The sequence below is a fragment of the Reyranella sp. genome (genome assembly GCF_017305915.1).
Taxonomy (GTDB): Bacteria; Pseudomonadota; Alphaproteobacteria; order Reyranellales; family Reyranellaceae; genus Reyranella.
Window position 1 is genome coordinate 165,203 of record NZ_JAFKJN010000007.1, and the last position, 18,618, is coordinate 183,820.

17 protein-coding genes are annotated in these 18,618 nt (G+C 68.3%); 14 read left to right on the forward strand and 3 right to left on the reverse strand.

All coding sequences use genetic code 11. From position 1 onward, the window contains the following. The first annotated feature begins 63 nt into the window (after positions 1-63). Positions 64-1,170 carry an FAD-dependent oxidoreductase gene (locus J0J01_RS04350; RefSeq protein WP_296378984.1) on the forward strand — a complete coding sequence of 369 codons (1,107 nt, stop codon included), beginning with the start codon at positions 64-66 and terminating at the stop codon, positions 1,168-1,170. Here the strand turns inward: J0J01_RS04350 and J0J01_RS04355 are convergent. After that, positions 1,147-2,223, reverse strand: coding sequence for a YbfB/YjiJ family MFS transporter (locus tag J0J01_RS04355; protein ID WP_296378985.1), 1,077 nt, complete (start codon positions 2,221-2,223; stop codon positions 1,147-1,149). The two genes, J0J01_RS04350 and J0J01_RS04355, sit on opposite strands and share 24 nt — an antisense overlap. A 106-nt stretch (positions 2,224-2,329) precedes the next feature. On the opposite strand from J0J01_RS04355, the gene J0J01_RS04360 reads away from it, so the two are divergent. The 13 genes from J0J01_RS04360 (at position 2,330) to J0J01_RS04420 (ending at position 16,216) form a co-directional block, all read left to right on the forward strand. After that, positions 2,330-3,931, forward strand: a complete 1,602-nt coding sequence (locus J0J01_RS04360; RefSeq protein ID WP_296378986.1) for a lysine--tRNA ligase — start codon at positions 2,330-2,332, stop codon at positions 3,929-3,931. 34 nt (positions 3,932-3,965) lie between these two features. Beyond that, positions 3,966-4,673, forward strand: coding sequence for a hypothetical protein (locus J0J01_RS04365; protein ID WP_296378987.1), 708 nt, complete (start codon positions 3,966-3,968; stop codon positions 4,671-4,673). A 40-nt stretch (positions 4,674-4,713) separates the two neighbouring features. Continuing rightward, complete coding sequence (locus J0J01_RS04370; RefSeq protein WP_296378988.1) at positions 4,714-5,340, forward strand: rRNA adenine N-6-methyltransferase family protein; 627 nt, start codon at positions 4,714-4,716, stop codon at positions 5,338-5,340. Then, complete coding sequence (locus J0J01_RS04375; RefSeq protein WP_296378989.1) at positions 5,337-5,927, forward strand: ureidoglycolate lyase; 591 nt, start codon at positions 5,337-5,339, stop codon at positions 5,925-5,927. Before J0J01_RS04370 ends, J0J01_RS04375 begins: the two co-directional genes overlap by 4 nt. Then, entirely contained in the window at positions 5,924-8,158 is a 2,235-nt protein-coding gene (locus J0J01_RS04380) for a xanthine dehydrogenase family protein molybdopterin-binding subunit (protein WP_296378990.1), read from the forward strand. The genes J0J01_RS04375 and J0J01_RS04380 overlap by 4 nt, the downstream gene beginning before the upstream one ends. An 84-nt stretch (positions 8,159-8,242) precedes the next feature. Further along, positions 8,243-9,433, forward strand: a complete 1,191-nt coding sequence (locus tag J0J01_RS04385) for an aromatic ring-hydroxylating dioxygenase subunit alpha (RefSeq protein WP_296378991.1) — start codon at positions 8,243-8,245, stop codon at positions 9,431-9,433. A gap of 9 nt (positions 9,434-9,442) precedes the next feature. Next, the gene (locus J0J01_RS04390; protein WP_296378992.1) at positions 9,443-10,627 is read left to right on the forward strand and encodes a Rieske 2Fe-2S domain-containing protein; all 1,185 of its coding nucleotides are present in this window, start codon (positions 9,443-9,445) and stop codon (positions 10,625-10,627) included. A gap of 9 nt (positions 10,628-10,636) precedes the next feature. Next, on the forward strand, positions 10,637-11,146 hold the full coding sequence (hpaR, locus tag J0J01_RS04395; protein WP_296378993.1) for a homoprotocatechuate degradation operon regulator HpaR: 510 nt from the start codon (positions 10,637-10,639) through the stop codon (positions 11,144-11,146). Between the two features lie 11 nt (positions 11,147-11,157). Next, the gene (locus tag J0J01_RS04400; protein WP_296378994.1) at positions 11,158-12,342 is read left to right on the forward strand and encodes an ABC transporter substrate-binding protein; all 1,185 of its coding nucleotides are present in this window, start codon (positions 11,158-11,160) and stop codon (positions 12,340-12,342) included. Between the two features lie 589 nt (positions 12,343-12,931). Continuing rightward, a complete protein-coding gene (locus tag J0J01_RS04405; protein ID WP_296378995.1) occupies positions 12,932-13,414 on the forward strand; it encodes a MarR family transcriptional regulator in 483 nt (160 codons plus the stop codon). After that, positions 13,411-14,607: an amidohydrolase family protein gene (locus J0J01_RS04410; RefSeq protein WP_296378996.1), complete on the forward strand. Its 1,197-nt coding sequence runs from the start codon at positions 13,411-13,413 to the stop codon at positions 14,605-14,607. The genes J0J01_RS04405 and J0J01_RS04410 overlap by 4 nt, the downstream gene beginning before the upstream one ends. Beyond that, positions 14,604-15,785 carry an acetyl-CoA acetyltransferase gene (locus J0J01_RS04415; protein WP_296378997.1) on the forward strand — a complete coding sequence of 394 codons (1,182 nt, stop codon included), beginning with the start codon at positions 14,604-14,606 and terminating at the stop codon, positions 15,783-15,785. Before J0J01_RS04410 ends, J0J01_RS04415 begins: the two co-directional genes overlap by 4 nt. After that, positions 15,782-16,216 (forward strand): OB-fold domain-containing protein, encoded by a 435-nt coding sequence (locus J0J01_RS04420; RefSeq protein ID WP_296378998.1) that lies wholly within the window; start codon positions 15,782-15,784, stop codon positions 16,214-16,216. Before J0J01_RS04415 ends, J0J01_RS04420 begins: the two co-directional genes overlap by 4 nt. Before the next feature lie 70 nt (positions 16,217-16,286). Here J0J01_RS04420 and J0J01_RS04425 read toward each other — a convergent pair whose 3' ends face one another. Beyond that, on the reverse strand, positions 16,287-17,891 hold the full coding sequence (locus J0J01_RS04425; RefSeq protein ID WP_296378999.1) for an ABC transporter substrate-binding protein: 1,605 nt from the start codon (positions 17,889-17,891) through the stop codon (positions 16,287-16,289). 61 nt (positions 17,892-17,952) lie between these two features. Further along, complete coding sequence (locus tag J0J01_RS04430; protein WP_296379000.1) at positions 17,953-18,495, reverse strand: TetR/AcrR family transcriptional regulator; 543 nt, start codon at positions 18,493-18,495, stop codon at positions 17,953-17,955. Positions 18,496-18,618: the final 123 nt, after the last annotated feature.

Below are 18,618 nucleotides of genomic sequence, written 5' to 3' on the forward strand. Positions count from 1 at the left end.
CCACGGGAGTGGCGCGCTCCCAGCAGGAGAGCCGTCCTTGCTGGGGCGCTCGCCGCCCCCTTCGTGCAGCCGGCGCGCGCGGCCGATCTCGACGTCGCGGTGGTCGGTGCCGGCATCGCGGGTTTCGCCGCCGCCCAGACCCTGATCGGCGCGCGCCAGAGCGTGGTGGTGCTGGAGGCGCGCGAGCGCACCGGCGGCCGGATCTACACCGACACCACGCCCGGCATCGCCTTCGACCACGGCGCGCCGACCCGGCCGCTGCCGGTCGGCATGTCGCTGATGATCGACGGCAAGGAGATCAGCCACGCGGACTACCAGCGCTTCGCCAAGCAGGCCGAGGAGATCGGCCGCCTCCTGCACGCCCTGCGCAAGGAGGCGCCCGGCATCGATCCGAGCGCAGTGCTCAAGCCCAGCGATCCGCTGGAGAAGCTGGCGCTGGCCGAGGCGCTGCGCCGCGTGCCGTTCGCGCCGCTCGCCCGGCTGCCGGTCACCGACGGCAAGCTGCCGGTGCGGCTCAACACCCGCGTGATCCGCATCGATTCGACCGGGCCGCTGGTCAAGCTGGTGACGCCTCTGGGCGACGTGCTGGCCCGGGCAGCGATCGTCACCGTGCCGGTCGGCGTGCTGGCGGCCGGCGGCATGGGCTTCGCGCCGCCCCTGCGCGGCGAGCGGCTGGCGGCGATCGCCTCGCTGCCGATGGCGCAGGCCGACAAGGTGTGCGTGACCTTCTCGCGCCGCGTGCTCGATGCGCCCGACGACACCCGCATCCTCGCCTGGACCCCGAAGCAGACCGTGGTCGAGGCGCTGCTGCGGCCGGGCGGGCGGGAGGCGGCGATCCTGTTCTATCGCGGCGAGGAGGCGCGCCAGCTCGAGGCGGGCGGCGCGTCGGCGGCGGTATCGGGCGCGGTCACGGCGCTGGCCGAGCTGTTCGGCAAGGAGGTGCGGTCGGCCTTTCTGCGCGCCGCCTCTACGCGCTGGGGGCTCGATCCCTTCGCGCGCGGCGCCTGGGCCGAGGGGCTGCTGCTGCCGCGCCTGGCGCTGGCGGCGCCGCACCACGAGCGCGTACTGTTCGCCGGCGAGGCGACCGATCCGGCGGGCGGCGTCGCCGGCGCCAATGCCTCGGGCCATCGCGCGGCGAAGGAGGCGCTAGCGTTTCTGGCGAAACGTTAGCAGGCCGGCGCCGACCAGTGCCGCCGCGGCCGCCCAGGACGGGCCGGCGAGGCTGCCCGTGTGGTCGTAGAGATAGCCCGCGAAGGCCGGCCCCAGGATCTGGCCGGCGCTGAACACCGCCGTCACCAGGGCGATGCGGCCGCGCGGATCGCCCTCGCCCTCGCGCGCCGCGAGCAGGCCGAGCGAGGTGAGGCCCATGAAGCTGCCGCCGACCACCACGGAGGCCGCGATCACCGTCGCCGGGGTCAGCCACAGCGCCGACAGCGCCACGCCGAAAGCCTCGACGAAGGCGGCGATGGCGAAAGAGCGGCGGATGCCCCAGCGGCCGGCGAGCGCCGTCCACAGCGCGACCGACGGCGCGGCGCTGAGGCCGAACATCACCCAGATGTAGGGCTCGAGGCTCGCGATCTCGGCCGAGCCGCGCACCATGGCGACGATGAAGGTCGCGGTGATGATGTAGCCGAAGCCGAACAGGCCGTAGGCGATCGCCAGAGGCACGAAGCCGCGCGGCAGGTGCTGGCGTTTGCCCGCTGCCGCCAACGCCGGGCCACCCGAATCTCGCGGCACCAGGGTCCGGACGGCGAGGCCGGCGGCGAGCGACAGGGCGGCGCTGGCGAACCACATGCTGCGCCAGTCGTGCAGCACCGCCACGACCGCGGCCGAGACCGCGATGCCGATGCCGACGCCGGCGAAATGCACGGCGCTCAGCCGTCCGCGTCCCGCTGCGGCCAGCCGGTCGAGCACCAGCGCCGAAGCGAAGATCAGCGAGAAGGCGCTGGCCAGGCCCGCCAGCAGCCGCAGCACCAGGAAGGCCGGCAACTCTGCGGTCAGGCCCATCGCTGCCAGCGCCAGCGCATTGAGCGCCAGGGCCGCGATCAGCCAGGCCCGGCGCGAACCCGGCATCACCGTCGCCAGCACGGCGCCCAGGAAGTAGCCGACGAAATTGGCCGAAGCGATCAGGCCGGCCTCGCTCTTGCTGAGGCCCAGCGCCTCGACCATTGGCGGCAGGATGGGGGTGTAGACGAAACGGCCGACGCCGATGCCCGCCGCCATGGCGAGTAATCCGCCAATGGCCACGGAGAGGGGACTTTTCTTCATGGTTGCCGCGCAGTTTGGTCGGGTGGCGTTGGCGGCGCAAATGCCCTAGTTAGGGCGTTCCATGTCGCAGATCGATCGTTCCCTGGCCGAGGCCGCGCGCGCGTGGCCGTTCGAAGAAGCCCGCAAGCTGGTCGCCCGTTGTGGTGGCAAAGCGCCGGCCAAAGGTTACGTGCTGTTCGAGACCGGCTACGGGCCGTCGGGCCTGCCGCATATCGGCACCTTCGGCGAGGTCGTGCGTACGACCATGGTGCGCCAGGCCTTCCAGCGGCTGAGCGACATCCCGACCCGGCTGTTCTGCTTCTCCGACGACATGGACGGTCTGCGCAAGGTGCCGGACAACGTGCCGAACAAGGAGATGCTGGCGCAGCATCTCGGCAAGCCGCTGACCGCGGTCCCCGATCCGTTCAGCAACGAGCATCCGTCGTTCGGCGCGGCCAACAACGCGCGGCTGCGCGCGTTCCTCGATTCCTTCGGCTTCGAGTACGAGTTCCAGTCGGCGACCGATTGGTACAAGTCGGGCCGCTTCGACAAGATGCTGCTCGCCATGCTGCAGCACTACAACGAGGTCCAGGCGGTGATGCTGCCGACGCTCGGCGCCGAGCGGCAGGCGACCTACTCGATCTTCCTGCCGGTCTCGCCCAAGACCGGCCGCGTGCTGCAGGTCCCGGTGATCCAGACCGACGTCGAGGCCGGCACCATCGTCTATCGCGACGAGGACGGCACCTTGACCGAGACGCCGGTCACCGGCGGCAACGTCAAGCTGCAGTGGAAGGCCGATTGGGCCGGCCGCTGGTTCGCCTTGGCGGTCGACTACGAGATGTACGGCAAGGACCTGATCCCGTCGGCCGAGCTCTCGGCGAAGATCGTGAAGATCCTGGGCGGCCGGCCGCCGGAGGGCTTCAACTACGAGCTGTTCCTTGACGACCAGGGCAAGAAGATCTCCAAGTCCAAGGGCAACGGGCTCTCGGTCGAGGAGTGGCTGCGCTACGCGCCGCCCGAGTCGCTTGCCTATTACATGTTCCAGGCGCCGCGGCGGGCGAAGCGGCTTTACTTCGACGTGATCCCGCGCGCGATCGACGACTATCTCTCGGCGGTCGAGCGGCTGCCGGGCGACGAGCCGGCGAAGCAGCCCGACAATCCGGCGTGGCACATCCACGACGGCGACCCGGTCGATCACCATTCGGGCGGCGTCAGCTTCGGCATGCTGCTCAATCTCGCGAGCGTCGCGCACACCGACGACAAGGACGTGCTGTGGCAGTACCTGCGCCGCTACGTGCCGGGCGCGACGCCGCAGAACGCGCCGTATCTCGACCAGCTCCTGAAGGGCGCGGTCGCCTACTACCAGGACTTCGTCAAGAGCACGAAGCAGTTCCGCCTGCCCACCGACACGGAGCGCGCGGCATTGCAGGACCTCGCCGACGCCTTGCGCAAGATCCCGGACAGCGAAAGCGCCGAGTTCATCCAGAACGAAGTGTACGAGGCGGGCAAGCGGCACTTCGCCAAGGAAGAGCTGCGCCAGTGGTTTCAGACGCTCTACGAGGTCCTGCTCGGCAGCAAGCAGGGCCCGCGCATGGGCGCCTTCATCAAGCTCTACGGCCGTGACAACGTGGTGAAGCTGATCGAGCGCGCGCTGGCCGGCGAAGATCTCGGCAAAGCTGCCTGACATCCTGCTCTGCGGCGACGACGAGCTCGGCTATGTGGCGAGCCGCACACCGTTCGCCGCGGGCGAGGGCTTCGCGCTCGACCAGAGCTACCGCCTCGCGCATCTGCCGCTGGTCGCGCCGCATCATCCCCGGGTGATCGCGAGCGCGCCGGGCAAGGACTATGCGATGGGCCGGCACGGCAAGGCGGTGTCGCTCGCGCTGCCGGTGCCGGACGTCGACCATCTGCTCGAACCCGAGCTACGTACGATGCCCTTCGCGCACAAGATCGCCTGGGACATCGTCACACGCCGGCGCGGCAAGCTGCACGCCACGCTCTGCGGCGCGCCGGTGACGCTCGACGGGGCGCAGCGGTATGCGCTGGCGGGCATCGGGCCGATCACCGTCGAGCTGCGCGGCCTGTTCTCCGGCACCGTCAACCACGGCCGGCTCTATCTGCGGGTCTATCCCGAGAAGCGCGATGGCGAGAATCTGCTGGCGCGCATCCAGCGCCTGCTGGCCCGCCGCGAGACCGGGCTCTACCTCGTCGGACTGCACAACCTCACCGACGACCTCGATTTCCGTGAGGCGGCAGCCCTGGCCGCGCTGATCGAACGCTGGTGGGACCGGCCGATCCTGCGCTGGCAGGTCGAGGCCCTGTGGCTGCTGGAGGCCTGGGACGACCTGGTTCTCGACGGCGGGGTCGGGGAAACGGTTCCGCTCCGAGCACTTGACGTCGGGAACCGGCCGTATCCCAATCCGTAGAAACCCTGCGGCTTCAGCGCAACCCGGGGCGTTAACGACCGTGAATTTCGGCGAACGGCAAACCTTGGTTTCGACCCTGTTGAGGGATGTCAGGCAGACCGGGCCTCTGCCGTTCCTGCGTGGCTGGCTGCGCGATCCCATGGGGGTCGGCTTGCCCTTTCCCAGCAGCCCCTGGACGGCGCGCCGACTCGCCCGCGCGGCGCTCGACGCGGCGACTCCGGGCGGCGGCCCTGTCCTCGAGCTCGGCGCGGGCACCGGTGCCGTGACCCAGGCGCTGGTCGACCTCGGTTGCCCCGTCCCGCACATCGTTGCGGTGGAGCAGGACCTCGAGCTCTGCCGGTCGCTGGAGCAGCGCTTCCCCGGTTTGCAGGTGCTGCAGGGCGACGCTCTCGCGCTCAGCCGGACGCTGGCGCGCGAGGAGGTTGCCTCGGCACGCGTCGTCATCAGCGGGTTACCGATGCGCGCGATACCTTCAGCCGCGGCCACGCGCTGCTATGCCGACGCCTTCGCCGTCATGCCGGCGGGCGGCTCCATCATCCAGTACACCTACGGTCTGCGGCCGCCGGTCGATCCGCGAGTGATGCCGGCGCTCGAAGCGACCTTCGTCGGGCGCGAATGGCGGAATTTCCCGCCGATGGGAATTTGGCGCTATTCTCGCGGGCAATGACTGAGTTTCGACTGGTCGACGTACCGCTGGTGCGCGCGACGGATGAGAGCCTGAAGGGCTTCGGCGAGATCGTGCGCGATCCCAAGACGCACAAGGTGCGGATCGTGCCGTGGCCGGTGAAGGGCCATCGCCCGCTCGATCCCGGCACCGGCGACGAGGGCGGCACGACCGAGGGCGTCTTCGCCTGTGCCTGGAAGGGCAACGAGTTGCGCGGCGTCAACGCGGCGGTCGGCGGCGACTATGTGCTGGGCTATCGCGACGCGCCGGGCCACGTCCATCTCTGGCATTGCAACTACCATCCCGACGGCGGCCAGTTCTTCTGGCCGGTCGACGGGCAGCCGTTCGTCGTGCCCGCCGGGCCGCCGGGCGATGATCCGGCGCCTGAGAAGTTCGTCGCCTTCTGGTCCGACGGCAGCTTCGGCATCTATCTCCATCCCGACATCTGGCACGAGGGTCCGTTCCCGACCGCCGAGATCGGCCGCTACTTCGACAAGCAGGGCAAGGTGCATGGCCGCGTGAGCTGCGATCTCAGGAGCGAGCTCGGCCTGATGCTGAACGTGCCGCTGCCCGCTTCGCTCGCGCGGTGAGCAAGCGCGGTATCGGCGCCGAGCTGCGTCGGCTGGAAGATGCGCGCCTGCTCACCGGCCACGGCTGCTACTCCGACGATTTCACCTTGCCCAACCAGGCGCGCAGCGTCGTCTTGCGCTCGCCGCATCCGCATGCCCGCATCGTGTCGATCGACACCGCGCGCGCCGCGAAGATGCCGGGCGTTCTGCTGATTCTGACCGGTGCCGACGTGGCAACCGACGGGCTGAGGCCGGTCCCCCACATCCCGACGGCGATGAGCCCGCCTGACATCGCGCTCTACAATCTCGACGGCTCCGAGCTGCTGCTCGAGCGGCCGATGATCCTGGCCACCGAGACGGTCCGCCACGTCGGCGAGGCGGTAGCGTTCATCGTCGCCGAGACGGTGGCTGAGGCGAAGGACGCCGCAGAGGCGATCGAGGTCGTCTACGAGCCGCTGAAGCCGATCTCCGACATCGCGGTCGATGCGCGCGTCGGCAATCCGCCGGCGACTCGCGCGGGCTTTGCCGAGGCCGAGCACGTGGTGCGGCTGGAGACGCATGTGCAGCGCGTCACCGGCGTACCGATGGAGCCGCGCGCGGCCCTCGGCGTCTACGATCCGGCGAGCGGGCGATACACACTCCATGCCGGCGGCGGCGCGGTAGTGCGCCCGAAGAAGGAGCTCGCCATCATCCTCGGGATCGAGCCCGAGATGGTGCGCGTCATCGCGAAAGAGGTCGGCGGCAATTTCGGCACCCGCAACTATCTCTATCCCGAGTTCGTGCTGGTCGCCTGGGCAGCGAAGAAGATCGGCCGGCCGGTCAAATGGAACTGCGAGCGCGGCGAGGCCTTCCTCAGCGACTATGCCGGCCGCGACCTCACGGTCGAGGTCGAGCTGGCGCTGTCGTCGGACGGGCAGTTCCACGGCCTGCATTCGACCAACACCAGCAATGTCGGCGCCTACACCGCGTCGTACATCCCGCTGACCAAGGGCACGCAGCTCATGACCAGCCTGTACCGCATGCCCGCCGTGGCGCGGGCGCGGGCGGTGCTCAGCAACACCGTCTGCACCGCGCCCTATCGCAGCGCCGGCCGGCCCGAGACCATGTTCGTGATCGAGCGGCTGATCGACATGGCGGCGCGCGAGATCGGCATGGATCGCGTCGAGCTGCGCCGCCGCAATCTCATCACCACGCTGCCGCATCGCAACGCCTTCGGCATCACCTACGACAGCGGCGACTATGTCGGCACGCTCGATCATGCGCTGCAGCTCGCTGACTGGAACGGCTACGCCGAGCGGCAGAAGCAGTCGGCGGCGCGCGGGTTGAAGCGCGGTCTCGGGCTCGGCGGCTATGTCGAATCGCAGAGCGGTGCGCCGCTGGAGCGCGCCGAGGTGACGGTGCGCGGCGACGGTACCGTCGAGGTCGTGATCGGCACTTTGTCGTCGGGGCAGGGGCATGCGACGAGCTTCGCGCAACTGGTCGAGGAATGGCTCGGCATCCCGGCTGGCGACGTCATCATCGAGACCAGCGACAGCGATCGGGTGAGCGTCGGCGGTGGCTCGCATTCGGGCCGGTCGATGCGGCAGGCCGGCACGACGATCGATAAAGCCTCGCGGGGCATCATCGCCAAGGGCACCAGGCTCGCGGCCGAGCAGCTCGAGGCGAGCGAAGCCGACATCGCTTTCGCCGACGGCCGCTTCACGGTGAAGGGCACCGACCGCAGCGTCGGCCTGGTCGAGCTCGCCGCGAAGCACGGATCGATCTCCGATGCCGGAGACGTCAACAGCCGGGTCGGCTCCTATCCCTATGGCTGGCATGTCTGCGAGGTCGAGATCGATCCCGACACCGGCGTGGTGCGGATCGACCGCTACACCACGGTCGACGATGTCGGCCGCGCCGTGAACCCGCTGATCCTGCACGGCCAGACCCATGGCGGCATCGCCCAGGGCGCCGGCCAGGCGCTGATGGAACATGTTGTCTACGACAACGGGCAACTCGTGACCGGCTCCTTCATGGACTACGCCATGCCGCATGCCGACGATTTCCCGAGTTTCGTGACGGCACTGTCGGAAGTGCCTTCGACGACGCATCCGCTGGGCTTCCGCGGCGGCGGCGAGGGCGGCATCACCCCGGCGCTGGGGGTGATCGTGAACGCCGTGGTCGATGCGCTCGCCGAATACGGCGTGTCGCACGTCGAGATGCCGTGCACGCCCGAACGGGTGTGGCGGGCGATCCGCGCCGCGCAATCCTGACCTTGCGAGGAACCGGCCGTCGCCGTTGACGGTCGAGCGGCCAACGCTTAACATGTTAACAATAAGACCGTGCGGGAAGAGACGATGGACGTAGGCACCGGCTACGGCAGCAAGCCCTCCAGCTATTTGGCGTCGCTCGCCGAGGTCGGCCGCGGCACGCCGATGGGCGAGCTGATGCGGCGCTACTGGCATCCGGTAGGCCTGGCGTCGCATGCGACGGCGACGCCGCGCGAAGTGCGGGTGCTGGGCGAGGATCTCGTGCTGTTCCGCGACAAGTCCGGCCGGCCCGGCCTCGTCGGGGCGCGATGCTGCCATCGCGGCACGACTCTCTATTACGGCAAGGTCGAGGAGCGCGGCATCCGCTGCTGCTATCACGGCTGGCTGTTCGACGCGGAGGGCCACTGCCTCGAGCAGCCGTGCGAGCCCGACGGCGGCAGGCTGCGCGATCGCGTGCGGCAGCCGTGGTATCCGGTGCGCGAGCTGTATGGCCTGATCTTCGCCTACATGGGCCCGCCGGCGAAGAAGCCGGTCCTGCCGCGCTACGAATGCCTCGAATCGCTCGATCCGGGCGAGTTCATCGATTCGGACGATTCCAGCATCGGCAGCGGCGGTCCGCAGATCGTGCCCTGCAACTGGCTGCAGCATTTCGAGAACGTCGTCGATCCCTATCACGTCGTCGTGCTGCACGGCACGCACAGCGGGTCGCAATTCTCCGAGATGATGGCGCGCCTCCCCGATGAGGTTCATTTCGAGCGTACGCCGCTCGGTGTCCGTTCGTGGTCGAAGCGCCGGCTGCCCGACGGCGGCACGATGCGCGGCTCGGCCGAGGTGGCGATGCCGACCCTGCGCGTCGTGCCCAACCCGCGTGCCGGCGTGGCGGGCGCCAGCCTGTTCGGAAGGGTCGAATCGATCGGCTGGACACTGCCGATCGACGACACGCATTTCCGCATCTATGTCGCCGGCCGGGTGCGCGAGAAGGGCGAGCTGCGCCGCATGCGTTCGCGCCAGGGCGGCAAGCTGTGGGAACAGCTCACGCCCGAGGAGCACCGTGCGTTTCCCGGCGACTTCGAGGCCCAGACCGGGCAGGGCGCGATCACCTTCCATTCCGACGAGCATCTGACCGAGACCGACCGCGGCGTGGCGCTGGTTCGTCAATTGCTGCGCCAGCAGCTCGACCGGCTGGCCAAGGGCGACGATCCGGTCGGCGTGAGCTTCGACGAGCACGCCGCGCCGGTGGTCTTTTCGGCGAGCCGCGAGCGGCAGGCGGCGGAATAGGAGGTCGCTATGGCAACTCTCGACACCGGCACAGGATATGAAGTCAAACCCTCGACCTACATCGCCGCATTGACCGAGGTGGGGCGCGGCACGCCGATGGGCGAGCTGATGCGGCGCTACTGGCACCCGGTCGGCCTGGTCTCGCACGCCACCAGCACGCCGCGCGAGGTCCGGGTGCTCGGCGAGGATCTCGTGCTGTTCCGCGATGGCCAAGGCCGCCCCGGACTTGTCCAGGCGCGCTGCTGCCATCGCGGCACGACGCTGTACTACGGCAAGGTCGAGGAGCGCGGCATCCGCTGCTGCTATCACGGCTGGCTGTTCGACATCGAAGGCCGCTGCCTGGAGCAGCCCTGCGAACCCGACGGCGGCCGGCTGCGCGATCGCGTACGCCAACCGTGGTATCCGGTGCAGGAGCTCTACGGTCTGATCTTCGCCTATATGGGCCCGCCGGAGAAAAGGCCCGTGCTGCCGCGCTACGAGTGCCTGGAATCGCTCGACGACGGCGAGTTCATCGACGCCGACGATACCTCGATCGGCAGCGGCGGCGGCGCCATAGCGCCGTGCAACTGGCTGCAACATTTCGAAAATGTGCTCGATACCTATCACGTGCCGATCTTGCACGGGAACTTCAGCGGCACGCAGTTCACCGAAGTCATGAACCAGATGCCCAAGGTCAAATGGGACTACACGCCGCGCGGCGTGAAGGCCTTCTCGACGCGCATGGTCGCCGGCGGCAAGCGCATGGAGCGGACCACCGAGGTCGCGCTGCCGACCCTGCGCGTCGTGCCCAATCCGTTCGTCGGCGGATATGGCCGGGTCGAGAGCCTGGGCTGGACCTTGCCGATCGACGACACGCACTACCGCATCTACACCGCCGGCCGAGTGCGCGAGAAGGGCGTGTTCCTGCCCAAGGGGCTGGGCGCCGCGACCAACCGCAAACGCTGGATCGACATGACGGAGCAGGAGCGCCGCGAGTCCCCGGGCGACTGGGAGGCGCAGGTCGGCCAGGGCACCATCACCTTCCATTCCGACGAGCATCTTGCGACCAGCGACAAGGGCGTCCTGCTGCTTCGCCGCATGCTGAACACCCAGGTCAACGCTGTCGCCCGCGGCGAGGACCCGATCGGCGTGTGCTTCGACCCGGAGGCGCCGCCGATCGTCTTCGAGGCCGGCAACTTCCTGGTCGACGCCTGACGACGCGCCATGGCCGACCGGCGGTCCGTCTCGGAGTTCCCGCGCCCGCGCATCATGGACGACCGGCGGTCGCTGCCGATCGCGCTGCTGCGTGCGCGCGAGGCGGTGATGGCCTATTTCCGCCCGCATCATCGCAAGGGCGGCATCACCGAGCAGCAATGGCGCGTGATCCGCGTGCTCCATCTCGACGGCGAGATGGACGCCGCTCGGTTGGCGCAACGCAGCTATTTGCTGGCACCGAGTCTGTCGCGCATTCTCAAGGACCTCGAGGCCTCGGGCCATCTCAGACGGCGTCCGGACGATGGCGATTCGCGCCGCAGCCTGCTGTCGCTGTCGCCGAAGGGTACGGCGATGGTGACAGGAGTCGCGCCGTTCCTCGACCGTATCCATCGCGACATCGCCGGCCGCTTCGGCCGCGAGCGCGTCGATCAGCTCCTGGCGCTGCTCGACGAGCTCGAGCGGGCGCTCGCCGCTCCGGCGAAGGCCGAAAAACGACAAGGCAGGGAGAGACGGCGATGATAGCCAGAGGCATGGCATGGCTTGCGGTCCTGCTTTCGGCGGTGCCGGCGGGCGCCCAGGGCAAGCTCGACCCCGGTATCAGCGACACCGAGATCAAGCTCGGCCAGACGGCGCCCTATAGCGGCCCGCTGTCGGCCTACTCGACCTTCGGCCGCGCCTCGCTCGCCTATTTCGCCATGATCAACGAGCAGGGCGGGGTCGACGGCCGCAAGATCACGCTGGTGACCGCCGACGACGGCTTCAGCCCGCCCAAGACCGTGGAGCAGGTGCGCAGGCTCGTCGAAGCCGACGGTGTGTTCGCCCTGCATGCGCCGGTCGGCTCGGCGACCAACCTGTCGGTGCGCAAGTACCTCAACGACCGCAAGGTGCCGCAGCTCTGGCTGCAGAGCGGCGTCTCCAAGTTCAACGATCCCAAGAACTTTCCGTGGTCGCTGTCGGGCCTGCCGAACTACGACACCGAGGTGCACGCCTTCGCCAAGCACATCCTGTCGGTTCGGCCCAACGGCAAGGTCGCGATCCTCTACCAGAACGACGATTTCGGTAAGGAGTATCTCGCGGGCCTGAAAGAAGGACTGGGCGCGCGAGCCAAGGACATGATGGTCGGCGAGCAGAGCTTCGAGGTGACCGATCCGACCGTCGAATCGCAGGTCATCGCATTGCGCGGCAGTGGCGCCGACGTGCTGGTGATCGTGGCGACCCAGAAGCAGACGGTGCAGGCGCTGCGCAAGGCCCAGGATCTCGGATGGAAGCCGTTGCCCTTGGTTGCCTTCCCTGCCGCCTCGATCACCCGCACCTATGTGCCGGCCGGACTCGACGCCTCAACCGGCGCGGTGTCCTCGGCGGTCGCTGTCGACCCGTCCGATCCCGACATGCAGTCCGATCCCGGCGTGCAGGCCTATGTTGCCTGGATGGACAAGTACTATCCCGCCGGCGACAAGTTCGACGGGCTGAACGTCACCGCCTACTACGAGGGCGCGCTGATGGTCGAGGTGCTGAAGCGCTGCGGCCGGGCGGTCAGCCGCAAATGCGTGATGGACAAGGCCGCGAGCCTGAGCGACCTCTCGGTGCCGATGCTGCGGCCCGGCATCACCGTCGGCACCACGCCCGCCAACTACAATCTTTTCAAGAAGCTGCAGATGCTGACCTTCGACGGCAAGCATCTCGTTCCGACCGGACCGCCGATCGCGGCGGAATAGGTTCGGACGGGTATCCGGCGCGACGAGGCGGAAAGCTGTGGATAACCCGCCTCGGCGAGGCTCATTCTGGGCAATGGATCGCGACTCCCTCCCTGATTCCTTTGCTGAAAAATCGCGGCCATTGCCCAAAATAGGCGTTTGCGCGACGAGCTGGCAGACTCCCGACGTTCATCCCGAGGCCGAGGGCGCAGCGATGCTTGCCGGACCTGCCTGCCGCATCTTTGACGAGTGCCAGGGGGAGTTGGCGCTGTTTGCGCAGCTTCCGCTACCCCTCCGCGGCGGCGGACACCGGCCGGTGCAGTTTTGCGCGGAGGCAGCGGGGGCGTGCGGGCAGGGTGGCAGGAAGGGCCGAAAACCTTGGCGTGCCGGCACCCAAGCCCTGCCACGGAAGTGGCAGCCGGCGGCAGCAAGCAAGAAGGGAGAGGAGTCTTTTGAGGGGGAAGTCTCCGGAAACGTGGACTTTCGGCCGAAAACGTTTGTTTGCCAAAAGGTTGGCAGTCCAAGGGGGGTGGACGTTTGTGGACACCCTTATGGGTCCGGCCCTCGGCTAGGCTTGCCAGATAGATGATTAGCGTCCTATCTTTTCGGCATGCCCGACCGGCATACCGAATTCGGCCTCCTCGTCGCGCGCCTGTCGCGGCGGCTGCGGCAGGCCGTCGACGCGGAGATGCGCCTGATCGGCCTGACCGAGGCGACATGGCGGCCGCTGATCTATCTTCGCGCGCTGGGCGACGGCGTCCGTCAGAAGGAGCTGGCGACCGCGATGTCGATCGAGGGCCCGTCGCTGGTGCGTCTGCTCGACAGCCTGGAGCGACGCGGCTTCATCGAGCGCCGTGAGGACGAGAATGACCGCCGTGCCCGCGGCCTTTATCTCACTCGCGCCGGCCGCGAGCTGGCCGTGCGCGCGGCGCGCATCGGCAACGGTCTGCAGACTCGATTGATGGCTGCCGTGCCGGCCGCCGATCTCGACATCTGTGAGAGGGTGCTCGAAACCCTCGAACGTGAACTCGAAGAGCCGCAGCAAGCGGCCCCAATTGCGAGTGAAGACTCACCGAAACGGAGGAAGCGATGAACCAGATCGTCGTGAACGAGCCGAACCGCTGGCGTCTCGAATCGCCCGGCGCCCACTGGCCGCGCAGCGCCCGCCCCGATGCGGCGAAAAAGTACTTCATGGTGTCGGCCGACGGCCACGCCAACGAGCCGGCCAATCTCTGGGTCGAGCGCATCGACGCCAGGTACAAGGAGCGCCTGCCGCGGGTCATCACCGACAAGGACGGCGTGCAATGGCGGGTGAGCGAGGGCCATCGCCCCGACCGCCTGCGGCTTTCGACGCTGGAAGGCGAGGACATGGCGCGCAACAAGGCGGGCGCCGATCCGCTCGGCCGGCTCGCCGACCACGATCTCGACGGCATCGATGTCGAGCTGATCTTCCCCAACAAGGGCCTCGCGATGTGGGCGACTCCCGATCCGCAATTCGCCATGGCGCAATGCGCGGTCTGGAATACGTGGGCGTGGGAGCAGTTCGGCAATCACCAGGACCGCATGATCCCGGCCGGTGCGCTCGCCACCGCCGATCTCGAAGGCTCGATCGCCGAGGTGCAGCGGCTGGCCAAGCTCGGCTTCAAGTGCCTGACGCTGCCGTGCAAGCCGATCTGGGGCGCGCATGACAGCGGCCACGTGAACTACAATCTGCCGCACTTCGATCCGCTGTGGGCGGCGATCACCGACGCCAACCTGCCGATCACCTTCCACGTCTCGACCGGCCGCGATCCGCGGGCGGCGCGCGGCAATGGCGGCGCGGTGGTGAACTACGTCTCGCATTCGCTGTCGCCGACCATCGAGCCGGTGGCCAACCTCTGCGCCTCGGGTGTGCTCGAACGCTTCCCGACGCTGCGCTTCGCCACCATCGAGGCCGGCATCGGCTGGGTGCCGTGGCTGCTCGACGCGATGGACGAGGCCTACAAGAAGCATCACTTCTGGGTGCGGCCCAAGCTCAAGCACCTGCCCAGCGAGTACTACCGCATGCATGGCTTCTCCTCCTTCCAGGAAGACAGGGCCGGCCTCGACTTGTGCGAGAGCCATAACCTCACCGGCAACTTCATGTGGGCGAACGATTACCCGCACCACGAAGGCACCTGGCCGCATTCGGCGCAGGCGATCGAGCGGACCATGGGTCAGGTCTCTGACGCCACGCGCGCCAATATCCTCGGCCTCAACTGCGCGCGCTTCCTCGGGATCGACGTGCCGGCGAAGTATCGCCAATGAGCGAACGGAGTCTCCGCGGCAAGGTCGCGGTCGCGGGCGTCGGCGAAACGACCTACTGGCGGCACGGCAAGGCGCCGCACTCGGAGTTCAAGCTGGCGCTGATGGCGATCCTCGCCGCCTGCGAGGATGCCGGCATCGATCCGCGCCGGATCGACGGCTTCGCCTCCTACTCCAACGACCGCAACGATCCGTCGCGGCTCGCCGCCGCGCTGGGCCTGCCGGCGCTGCGCTTCTCCAACATGAACTGGGGCGGCGGCGGCGGCGGAGGCTCGGCCGCCGTCGGCAATGCAGCCGCCGCTGTGGCCTGCGGCATGGCCGACTGCGTGGTGGTGTTCCGCGCGCTGGCGCAGGGACAGTTCCAGCGCTTCGGTGCCGCGCCGCCGGGCGGCACCGCGTCGGGCGAGCCGGCGTTCAACGCGCCGTACGGCGTGATGTCGCCGGCGCAGCGCTACGCCATGCGGGCGATGCGCTTCCTGCACGAGAACAAGATCGCGCCCTCGGCGCAGCGGGCGATCGCGCTGGCCTCGTATCACCATGCGCAGGCCAATGCACGCGCGGTGATGCACGGCAAGCCGCTCACCGAGGAGGCCTACGACAGCTCACGCTGGATCGTCGAGCCGTGGCGGCTGTTCGACTGCTGCCAGGAGAATGACGGCGCGGCGGCATTGATCATCGTGCCGGCCGAGCAGGCGAAGGACTTCAAGCACAAGCCCGCCTACCTGCTGGGCTCGTCGCAGGGTTCCGAGCATCGCAACGGTGCGCGCGTCCACAATGCGCCGCTCTATGCGACCTCGAGCTTCACCACGGTGGCGCCGCAGCTCTACGGCATGGCCAAGGTGAAGCCGTCGGACGTCGACGTGGTGCAGTCCTACGAGAACTTCACCGGCGGCGTGCTGATGAGCCTGGTCGAGCACGACTTCTTCAAGGCGGAGGAGGCGAACGACTTCCTCACGCCGGAGAACCTGATGGCGCCCAAGGGCAAGCTGCCGCTCAACACCTCGGGCGGCAACCTTGCCGAATGCTACATGCACGGGCTCGAGCTGCAGATCGAGGCGGTGCGCCAGTTGCGCGGGCAGTCGACGTCGCAGGTCAAGGACGTCGACGTGTCGATGGTGATCTCCGGCCCGATGGTGACGCCGGTATCGAGCATGATCCTGGGCTCGGAGGCGACGCTATGAGCTACCTGCCGAAGGGATTGCCGTCGCCGGTGGCGGAGAATGACGGCGTCGACCAGCCATACTGGGCGGGCACGCGGCGCGGCGAGCTCAAGGTCCAGCGCTGCACCAAATGCGGCACCTTCCGCTGGGGGCCGGAGTGGATCTGCCACGAGTGCCTGTCGTTCGAAACAGACTGGCACACGGTGTCGGGCAAGGGCCGCATCTACAGCTGGGAGCGGCCGTGGCATCCGGTGCATCCGGCGCTCAAGGGCCATGGTCCCTATATCGTCGTGCTGGTCGAGCTGCCGGACGCCGGCAACGTCCGCATGCTCGGCAATCTGCTGGGCGATCCCCAGCAGGAGGTGACGATCGGCGCCGAGGTGCAGGCCGTGTTCGAGCCGCACGACGACGCGCAGCCGCCGTTCACTTTGGTGCAGTGGAAGGTGGTTTGAGAATAGATCCCTCGCTGCGCTCGGGATGACAAAAAACCGTGTCATCCCGAGCGTAGCGAGGGATCCATGGTCAGCCCCAATTGGATGCGCGGAAATCGACCACGAACGACTGGGCCGGACGCCATTTGTAGTCGCGGCGCTTGGCGGTGAAGGTCGCGTTCTGGTGGATCACGTTGTAGACGGGATCCTCGCGCTCGGTGACGATCAACATGCGCCGGAAGGTGTCGCGGCGCTTGCCGATGTCGGTGCTGTCCTGCAGTGCCGCCATCAGCTTGGGCATCTCGTCGTTCTCCCACTGGCCGGCCTCCCAGGTCTGGCCGCCCGGCGTGTAGGCCGAGAGCGAGGCCACCGGATCGTTGAACCATGACGAGTTCGAGTTCTCGCAGATGCCGCGGCCGGGGAAGCGCCCGAGGATCTGGCCCCAGTTCTCCTTCATCTCGATCGCGACGTTGAGGCCGACCGTCTTCCACTGCTCGACCATGACCTGCGCTGTCTGCACCTGGTTGGTGTAGTAGTTGTTCAGCATCTGGTAGGGCACAGGCGCACCGTCGTAGCCCGCCTCCTTGAGCAGCCGGCGCGCCAGCGACGGGTCGTAGGCCGGCGGCGCCCAGTCGGCGAGCAGCATCGGCCCGAAGAAATCCCACTGCAGGCCCTTCGGCACCTTGGTGCGGCCGGCCCACAGCGCATCGACGATCGCCTGGCGGTCGACCGCATGGGTCATCGCCTGCCGCACCCGTGCATCCTTCAGCACCGGATGGTGCTTGTCGAAGATGGTGAGGCGGATGTTCATGATCGGCCCGCCGACCACCTCCAGCTTCGGATTGGACTCGATCGAGGCGATCTGGTCCGGCGGCATGTCGCAGGCGAAGTCGAAATCGCCGGCGCGCAGGCCGTTCACCCGCGCCGCGACCTCGGGCACCTCGACGAAGCGCAGCCGCTTGATCGGCGGCCGGCTGCCCCAGTACGCGTCGAACGCCTCCATGACCAGCTCGACGTCCGGCTTGTACTCGACGATACGATAGGGCCCGGTGCCGACCGGCTTGCGCGCCCAGTCGAGCCAGGTCGGCGCCTCGGCAAAGCCGCGCTGCGAGAAGACCACGCCGGTATTGCGGGTCAGCCGGCCCTCCAGCGTCGCGTCGGGCACCTTGTTGACGAAGCGCACGGTGTAGCTGTCGACGATCTCCATGCGCTCGAAGGCGGGGTAGGCGGCCATCGCGATCTTCGGCGCCTCGGGCGGCGGCACCTTGCCGGTCAGGCCGGGCGCGGTGTTGGTCCACATGCCGCGCGTGTCGACCGGGCTGCCGGTCCACATGCGCTCCGGCCCGAAGCTGAAGGCCACGTCCTCGGCGGTCATGCGGTCGCCGTTGTGGAAGCGGACGTTCTGGCGGAGCTTGAGTTCCAGCGTGCGGTCGTCGATGCGCCTGAAGCTCTCGGCGAGGCCGGGCTTGAGCGACAGGTCGCCGGTCCAGGCATGGTCGGTCAGGGTCTCGGCGAAGGTGTAGAAGATGCGCTGCCCGACATTGGACTGCTCGCGCATCGGCTCGAGCGTGTTGGAGGTGGTGATCCTCTGGACCGCGATGGTGAGGCTCGGGCGGTTGTCGGCCTGGCCGATCGCGAAGCGGGGCAAGGCGGCGGCGCCGGCGACGCCGAGCGCGAGGCGGCGGGACAACAACATCGCTTCCTCCTGCGAAGGAGGTCAGGCTAGCGGCGATCGATGACTGTCCGATGGCGCCGGGTCAGATTGCGTCGAGATAGGCCATCACCAGCCGCACCAGCTCGTCCTCGAAGCTCCTGCTCTTGAAGAACGGCTGCTCCTCCAGCACCGCGGCGCGGATGGCACCGATCAGCGCGCGCGACAGCACGAAGCGCTGCTCGGGTCCGAGCCGGGCGAAACCGTGCGGAGCGCCGGTTTGCGTCGCCATGAAAGCGGTCATCGGCGCCAGCATCTCCATCGCATTGCCTTGCAGCAGCACTGCCTGCACGATCGCCTTGCGGGCGCGCTGGCGGCCGGCGAAGGCGTTGATGATCGCGCGCACCGTCGCCCGCACGCGCGCCTCGACCGAGGCCTGCGGATCGCCGCGCAATGCCGTCGCGACCGCCGCGAGCGTGGTCTTCAGTTCGCGCTCGGCGATGGCGCGCAAGAGCGCCTGCTTGTCGGCGAAGTACTGGTAGAGCGTGCCGATGCTGACGCCCGCGCGCTCGGCCACGGCGTTGGTCGTGAAAGCCGCCAGCCCGCCCGCCTCCAAAAGCTGAGCCGAGGCCTCGAGGATCGCCGCCACGGTCTCCTCGGCGCGGCCTTGCCGGGGGATTCGTCTTTTGATTCCAACAGCTTGGGAATGCATCGCCACGCTGCCTCCGCTCGTCCGAAAGCGAGTACGAGAATATGAGTAATACTCATATAT

What these genes read in the sequence shown, in the direction of transcription:
- J0J01_RS04360 (WP_296378986.1), top strand. Translation starts at nt 2,330, where the DNA reads ATGTCGCAGATCGATCGTTCCCTGGCCGAGGCCGCGCGCGCGTGGCCG.
- J0J01_RS04355 (WP_296378985.1), bottom strand. Translation starts at nt 2,223, where the DNA reads ATGGCGGCGGGCATCGGCGTCGGCCGTTTCGTCTACACCCCCATCCTG.
- J0J01_RS04375 (WP_296378989.1), top strand. Translation starts at nt 5,337, where the DNA reads ATGACTGAGTTTCGACTGGTCGACGTACCGCTGGTGCGCGCGACGGAT.
- J0J01_RS04425 (WP_296378999.1), bottom strand. Translation starts at nt 17,891, where the DNA reads ATGTTGTTGTCCCGCCGCCTCGCGCTCGGCGTCGCCGGCGCCGCCGCC.
- J0J01_RS04385 (WP_296378991.1), top strand. Translation starts at nt 8,243, where the DNA reads ATGGACGTAGGCACCGGCTACGGCAGCAAGCCCTCCAGCTATTTGGCG.
- J0J01_RS04390 (WP_296378992.1), top strand. Translation starts at nt 9,443, where the DNA reads ATGGCAACTCTCGACACCGGCACAGGATATGAAGTCAAACCCTCGACC.
- J0J01_RS04400 (WP_296378994.1), top strand. Translation starts at nt 11,158, where the DNA reads ATGGCATGGCTTGCGGTCCTGCTTTCGGCGGTGCCGGCGGGCGCCCAG.
- J0J01_RS04405 (WP_296378995.1), top strand. Translation starts at nt 12,932, where the DNA reads ATGCCCGACCGGCATACCGAATTCGGCCTCCTCGTCGCGCGCCTGTCG.
- J0J01_RS04410 (WP_296378996.1), top strand. Translation starts at nt 13,411, where the DNA reads ATGAACCAGATCGTCGTGAACGAGCCGAACCGCTGGCGTCTCGAATCG.
- J0J01_RS04420 (WP_296378998.1), top strand. Translation starts at nt 15,782, where the DNA reads ATGAGCTACCTGCCGAAGGGATTGCCGTCGCCGGTGGCGGAGAATGAC.
- hpaR (WP_296378993.1), top strand. Translation starts at nt 10,637, where the DNA reads ATGGCCGACCGGCGGTCCGTCTCGGAGTTCCCGCGCCCGCGCATCATG.
- J0J01_RS04415 (WP_296378997.1), top strand. Translation starts at nt 14,604, where the DNA reads ATGAGCGAACGGAGTCTCCGCGGCAAGGTCGCGGTCGCGGGCGTCGGC.